Raw genomic sequence first — 5,721 nt, 5'->3', positions numbered from 1 at the left:
TATAACGAGAACGGTCGGTTATTCCAAGTAGAATATCCTGGAGAATATAATATAAGAAAAATATCATATGACAGAAATGGACGGGTGGATCAAATACAAGATCCGTCCTTCCCTAACCAATACTGGGATATGTATGATTATGATAATAATGGTAATATTGTCGGCATCTCATCGTGGTGGGGATATGAAAATCTTATTTACGATGACAATAATAGGCTATCGTATTGGGGTTACACCACACTGGGAGGAAGCGCTTATAATGAACAGTACACCTACGACTCTGCCGGCAATGTTATTCAAGTAGCAAGAAGTAGTGGGGGTAACAGTACTTTTACATATAATAACGCTGACCAGATTACATCCGCCGGCTTTACCTACGATAATAGAGGAAACCTAACATATGACGGAATCAATAATTATACCTATGATTCGGAGAATAGATTAACCAATGTTAGTTATAGCGGAGGCAGCGCCACTTATACATATTATGCAAACGGGCTTAGAAAGAGCAAGAGTGTCAATGGTATAATAACAAACTACCATTATGACAATTTTGGAAATCTGGTGCGTGAAAGCAATAGTTCAGGAGTTACGAAAAAACTTTATTGCTATTCTCCAGAAGGCAAACTTATATGTGAAAATATCAATGGAAGTTCGTATTTTGTTCACGATAATTACCGGGGAGATGTTGTCACATTAACTGATGAGGATGGTGATATCCGCGCCCAATATTACTATGATCCCTGGGGCAATCAATTATCATATTCCGGGACAGTTACACAGCCGTTCAGGTATGCCGGTTATTATTACGATGAAGAAACGGGACTTTATTACTGCAAGGGCAGGTATTACAGCCCAAGGTTGAGAAGATTCTTGACTAGGGATTCTTTACAATCAATTACAGATCCGATGACGCTTAATCCATATGTTTATGTAAAAAATAATCCTGTAATTTTGGTTGATCCTTCAGGCAATTGGCAAGAAGGGGATGAAAAATTTCCAAAAGCAATACAAGATGAAATAAAGAGATTGACTATTTTGTACAACAATGCTAAAACAAAAGCTGAAAGGGACGCAATTCGTAATAAAGCCAATCTCCAAAGGGAAATCGGAAGGCAACAACTAGCAAACAATTTGCTTTTGAAAAAGATAGGTGCCGGTCTGGAATCTGGAGCTCGGGAAGTAATTAATAGTTATGATGTAGGGGACGCCTTATTAGATATTGGACAAAGAAAAGGTGAAGCCTATCGAGCAGCCGTATGTCTAGAAGATCCATCGAAAGCCCTTATTAAGGCTGGCTCGAAAGGTGTAAAGTTTGCAAAAGCTGTTCCATATATAGGTTGGGCAGCTTGGATACCCGATGCGGTTGATTTTGGTAAAGGTTTTATGAAGGGATTTAATTCCTTATGATCGATAGAATATTAAAATCAAAATCATTACTAATTTTAATTGCTTTAATTTTTTCTACCCTTGCGGGATTGGTTGTATCTAATCTCTTACTCGGTAAGCCCATGCCTTACCGAGACAATATGTTTTGGAAATATACTGTTTTTCTTAATGCTTCGCTATTAGTATTCACAATTTGTTTTTATATAGACAAAGTTTTACCTATTATACCTAACCTAATTAAATTTGTATCATTAATTTTTTTTATGTCGATACCGTATTTTATAATTCTTGTTATTTTAAAACCTTTACCCATCAGCTACATTCTAGAAATTGTACCTGCACAAATAATATTGTTAGCTGCAGGTTTTATATGGCATGTAGCAACTGAAATAGACAAAGATTTAGAAAAAAAATTTTTTATGTTACTATTATAGGTGCTTTAATTGGTTTTATAGTAGGTGCTATATTAGGGGCATTAGGGTTGCCAAATTTGATAATTTTCGCTTCAGTTGCTTCATGTATTTTAATTTTATCTTTACTATTATTTAAAAAATCAAAAATGCAGAAGATGTCTGAGCAAAAAAAAGAACTGAAAACAGAGCAAGAAACTAATTAAACGATCAAGGGGCTACCTCTTGAAGAGTTACCCCGCTGTTCAAAGTGCTACCTATGTCAAGAACACGGATTTAACAGTTAAGCAGCCCATCAGGTATGCCGATTATTAAGTGTAGAAACAGGACACATCCGGGTGCTCATTAATCCACGTTATATATTAACTATCAGCTGGTCCCACAGCTTTGGCAGGCTATTTCTATGGCCTTATTTATCTGCTTTCCTACCTTCTTCAGCTTCATTGCGGATTCCCAAAAGGTATATTTGTGCCCAGGCAAAAGAAACGCAAATCCAGTATCGCCCACTGCACAAAGCCTCCAGTAATAATACGGGAGGTTTTTATGTTTTCTCTTCTGCTCGTAGTTGACAGAATAGAAATCTTATGATACATATATTTTATTCCCATGGAGGGAAGATATTAAGCCATGAAGGTTAACTACTTGTGGATAAGTGTTTGCCTTGATGGTTTTTTTATATATTTGGAAAAAACTGAAGAAAAACTGCTCAAGGAGGTGAATAAACAGATACTCTTTGGCATTTATCAACTGTTAATCACAAATATTAATTTCGGAGGAAAAAGATATGGCATGTTTTCTTGTACCCATGGGTGAGGCTATTGTAACCACCGTTGTGAAGAAAGTTATAGAGAAGAATGAAAGGGAAGCCGGAGTGAAAGAGGGTTCTCAAACACGAGTAAGTTGGAGCCGTAAATTAAGCTGGCTGAACAGACTATTGTGGGGCGGAGTTTTACTGTTGGCGCTTGAACATATTTGGCATGGGGAAGTTGTCCTATGGCCGCCTTTCTTAACGGCAATGAATAATCCGGCTGACGTAGGCCCGATGCTTCATGAGGTCGCGACAATCGGTACGGGAATGGCGGTATTTGTAACAATTGTTTGGTTAATCATGATTTCAATTGCCGATCAAAAAGCCAAGGCTATTAATCCTGCAGTAGAAGCTAAAGCCGAATTTGACGCCTGATGGAGGATGAATTATGTTCTTTATAATTACTGCGTTAGCAGCTATAGTTGCGACTATCGTATGGTATGTTAACGCTCCGGAAGATAAATATAAGCTTGATTTATTATGCTTTATATATTGGGGAGCAACACTCATGTGGTTTGTTGACCACGTGATGGCCTTTTTAACCGAAGGCGGGGAATTTTTCGAAATAACACTTGACGCAACTATGCTGGGAGTTGTTGTTGTTCTCTTTGGTCTCATAGTTTGGTTGATTGCGCTGTTAATCAGCGACCCAAAGAAAGTTTTTCATAAACTCTTGAAAAACTAAACTGTTTTAGTTCAAATCCGACAGCACCCCCCTGTGCATATGCGGAAGAACAAGCCTCCGGCAATCATGCCGGGGGCTGATTTTTTTAAGCCCCTGCTCCGTTATATTGTTTATTGATTATTATTGCTATGTTCCGCCGTATGAATAAACTGTACCCGGCGGTCTATTTAACCTTAAATCAAGGTCAAGGGCTTTCAACATAAAAAGAACGCTGTGCTCCCTGACTTCGGATTGGATATCCGCGTTTATTAAATCCATTAAATCCGGGATCAGCGGCTCAAGTTTTTGGAATAGCCTGACAGCCACATACTGCCTGTATATCTCAGGCAGCATAAACTCGTAGGCATGAATCATTTCATGCAGCAGCGTCACGTTCAGCATATCTTCGTCAGCAGTCCGGCCGGGATCAATGGTTATTGTCCTGGTACTGCCGCTGCACATGCCGGAACAGTTGTCAAGCTTATCCAGCTTAAATATCCAGCAGTCGATGGTAAAATCAGCGTCAGATATTTCCGTTTCAACTTCAGCTTCCAGTCCGCCGTCCGGATCAGTTCTAAACGCGGGCAGTTCTTTTATGTAACCGCTCAACAGCATATCCTGGAAATATTTTTCGTCATATTCATATGCTTTGGCGGCTAGATTAATTTCTCCCCTGGTCCTGTAGTTCCACCACTCGCGATAAGTTTTGTCGTCTTCTAAAGATACTATGGTAAGCAACTGGTCAATGGCGTCCAAATATTTACCTTCCCTGACCAAAGAAATTATTTCATCTTTCCGGTCATCTGCTGACAACAATTGCGAAAACCCCCTTTATTTATTTGTGCCAAACGCTCAGCAAAGGACTCCAAAGGGCTCGGAGCCTTTAACTGTTTGCTGCTTCTTCTAGTTGAGATGTGCAGTTGGGGCAGCGAACTGCTTTTAATGAAATTGTTGAAAAGCAGAAAGGGCATTCCCTGGTAGTCGGTTCCACAGTCTTTTCCTTTCTTTTAAGGCGGTTAAACTGCCTCACAATCAGGAAAATTATGAAAGCGACAATTATAAAGTCAAGGATTGTATTGATAAAAAGACCGTAATTAATTGTGGCTGCACCGGCAGCCTGCGCTTGGGCAAGGGTTTTATAGTGCGTGCCCGACAGGTTCACAAAAAGGTTGGAAAAATCCATTTTGCCGAGTAAAAGGCCTACCACCGGCATGATAATGTCATTCACCAGCGAGGTAATAATTTTGCCAAAAGCCACTCCTACAATTATGCCGACTGCCATGTCCAAAACATTGCCCCGTGCTATAAATTCCCTAAACTCTTTCAGCATATTACACCTCCTTTTAACTATTTGATTTGATTTGATTTGATTTGATTTGATTATTAATTCTCCAGGACTTTAAAAAATCCTACAAATTCCATCCGGGTTTGCTAAAATGTTAACTTTGGGTACAGGACCCGCCAAATTAATAAAATACCCCTTGACCCAAACTAATTTCATTTAACATGGTAAGTCATCTCGTGTTTGACAGCCGCCGGAAAGCTCATATATACTGCAATTAAACGGATGGCTGACTTCCGACGACCGGGCCAAATACAGGCTTGAATGTTTTTACTCCTTAATATTTTTTAAGTTTGCCTTCCACCTGGGAGGTTTAATTTTTTTGTTCCCGGAAGTGATATTTTTTAATGACAAAAGTTGAAGAGTCCCTGGGCTTAATCAGCATTGCCAGGGGAACCGGGGAAGCTGACCTTTACATTGACGGCGGCAATTTGGTAAATGTGCTCAGCGGGGAAATATACCCGGCGAACATTGCTGTCTGGAATGGAAGGATCGCCTATGTAGGGCTGAGCAGAAAAATGGTCGGGTCAAATACACGGGTGATTGACGCCGGCGGCTATTATCTTTGTCCCTGTCTGATCGAAGCGCATTTTCACCCCTGGTTTGTTTACAACCCGGTCAGCATCATGGAGGTTGCCCTGGCCAGCGGCACAACCACTTTGCTCTGTGATAACCTCATTTTATACATCAACCTTGGCGCCGAACGGTTTCTAAAAATATTGAAGGCTCTGGACAACTATCCTTTAAGACTTTTATGGACAGCAAGGGTTATGTCCCATTCACCTTATCCAGGTGAAGAGGAATTTTTTTCGATAGAAAACTTGAGGAAAGTCTTTTTCGACCCCCACATCCTGAAAGTGGGTGAGTTTACCCAGTGGCGGACGCTTATTGAAGGGGACAATAACCTGGTTGAAAAAATCAACCTGGCTTTAGAAGCGGGGCTGGGTATTGACGGTCATACCGCGGGAAGTTCCTACGAACTCCTTAATGCAGTTGTCGCCGCCGGTGTCGGATCATGCCATGAAGCAATAACGGCTGATGAAATCGCCAACAGGGTGCGCCTGGGGTTATGGACAATGCTGCGTTACAGTTCTCTGCGTCCGGACCT

Annotated in this window: 8 protein-coding genes; 6 read left to right on the top strand and 2 right to left on the bottom strand. The window is 40.6% G+C overall.

Annotation, left to right across the window (positions count from 1 at the left end; all coding sequences use genetic code 11):
- The 5 genes from DEH07_03985 to DEH07_03965 form a co-directional block, all read left to right on the top strand.
- The coding region (locus DEH07_03985; GenBank protein ID HBY03697.1) for a hypothetical protein at positions 1-1,410 on the top strand (1,410 nt) is incomplete at its 5' end.
- Positions 1,407-1,823 (top strand): hypothetical protein, encoded by a 417-nt coding sequence (locus tag DEH07_03980; protein ID HBY03696.1) that lies wholly within the window; start codon positions 1,407-1,409, stop codon positions 1,821-1,823. The genes DEH07_03985 and DEH07_03980, both read left to right, overlap by 4 nt.
- A 603-nt stretch (positions 1,824-2,426) precedes the next feature.
- A complete protein-coding gene (locus tag DEH07_03975) occupies positions 2,427-2,612 on the top strand; it encodes a hypothetical protein (protein HBY03695.1) in 186 nt (61 codons plus the stop codon).
- On the top strand, positions 2,584-2,982 hold the full coding sequence (locus tag DEH07_03970; protein HBY03694.1) for a hypothetical protein: 399 nt from the start codon (positions 2,584-2,586) through the stop codon (positions 2,980-2,982). Before DEH07_03975 ends, DEH07_03970 begins: the two co-directional genes overlap by 29 nt.
- Positions 2,983-2,995: 13 nt before the next feature.
- Complete coding sequence (locus DEH07_03965; GenBank protein ID HBY03693.1) at positions 2,996-3,292, top strand: hypothetical protein; 297 nt, start codon at positions 2,996-2,998, stop codon at positions 3,290-3,292.
- Between the two features lie 126 nt (positions 3,293-3,418).
- On the opposite strand, the gene DEH07_03960 is transcribed toward DEH07_03965, so the two are convergent.
- Both DEH07_03960 and DEH07_03955 read right to left on the bottom strand, forming a co-directional pair.
- Positions 3,419-4,087 carry a hypothetical protein gene (locus tag DEH07_03960; GenBank protein HBY03692.1) on the bottom strand — a complete coding sequence of 223 codons (669 nt, stop codon included), beginning with the start codon at positions 4,085-4,087 and terminating at the stop codon, positions 3,419-3,421.
- Between the two features lie 67 nt (positions 4,088-4,154).
- On the bottom strand, positions 4,155-4,601 hold the full coding sequence (locus DEH07_03955) for a large conductance mechanosensitive channel protein MscL (GenBank protein ID HBY03691.1): 447 nt from the start codon (positions 4,599-4,601) through the stop codon (positions 4,155-4,157).
- Between the two features lie 359 nt (positions 4,602-4,960).
- Here DEH07_03955 and DEH07_03950 point away from each other — a divergent pair.
- The coding region (locus tag DEH07_03950; GenBank protein HBY03690.1) for an adenosine deaminase at positions 4,961-5,721 on the top strand (761 nt) is incomplete at its 3' end.

The sequence above is a fragment of the Desulfotomaculum sp. genome (genome assembly GCA_003513005.1).
Taxonomy (GTDB): domain Bacteria; phylum Bacillota; class Desulfotomaculia; order Desulfotomaculales; family Nap2-2B; genus 46-80.
This window is presented reverse-complemented; position numbering and strand designations above follow the sequence as displayed.

Bases quoted from the DNA above. Each gene is read 5' to 3' on its own strand.
- DEH07_03980 (HBY03696.1), top strand. From the start codon at position 1,407: ATGATCGATAGAATATTAAAATCAAAATCATTACTAATTTTAATTGCT.
- DEH07_03975 (HBY03695.1), top strand. From the start codon at position 2,427: ATGAAGGTTAACTACTTGTGGATAAGTGTTTGCCTTGATGGTTTTTTT.
- DEH07_03970 (HBY03694.1), top strand. From the start codon at position 2,584: ATGGCATGTTTTCTTGTACCCATGGGTGAGGCTATTGTAACCACCGTT.
- DEH07_03965 (HBY03693.1), top strand. From the start codon at position 2,996: ATGTTCTTTATAATTACTGCGTTAGCAGCTATAGTTGCGACTATCGTA.
- DEH07_03955 (HBY03691.1), bottom strand. From the start codon at position 4,601: ATGCTGAAAGAGTTTAGGGAATTTATAGCACGGGGCAATGTTTTGGAC.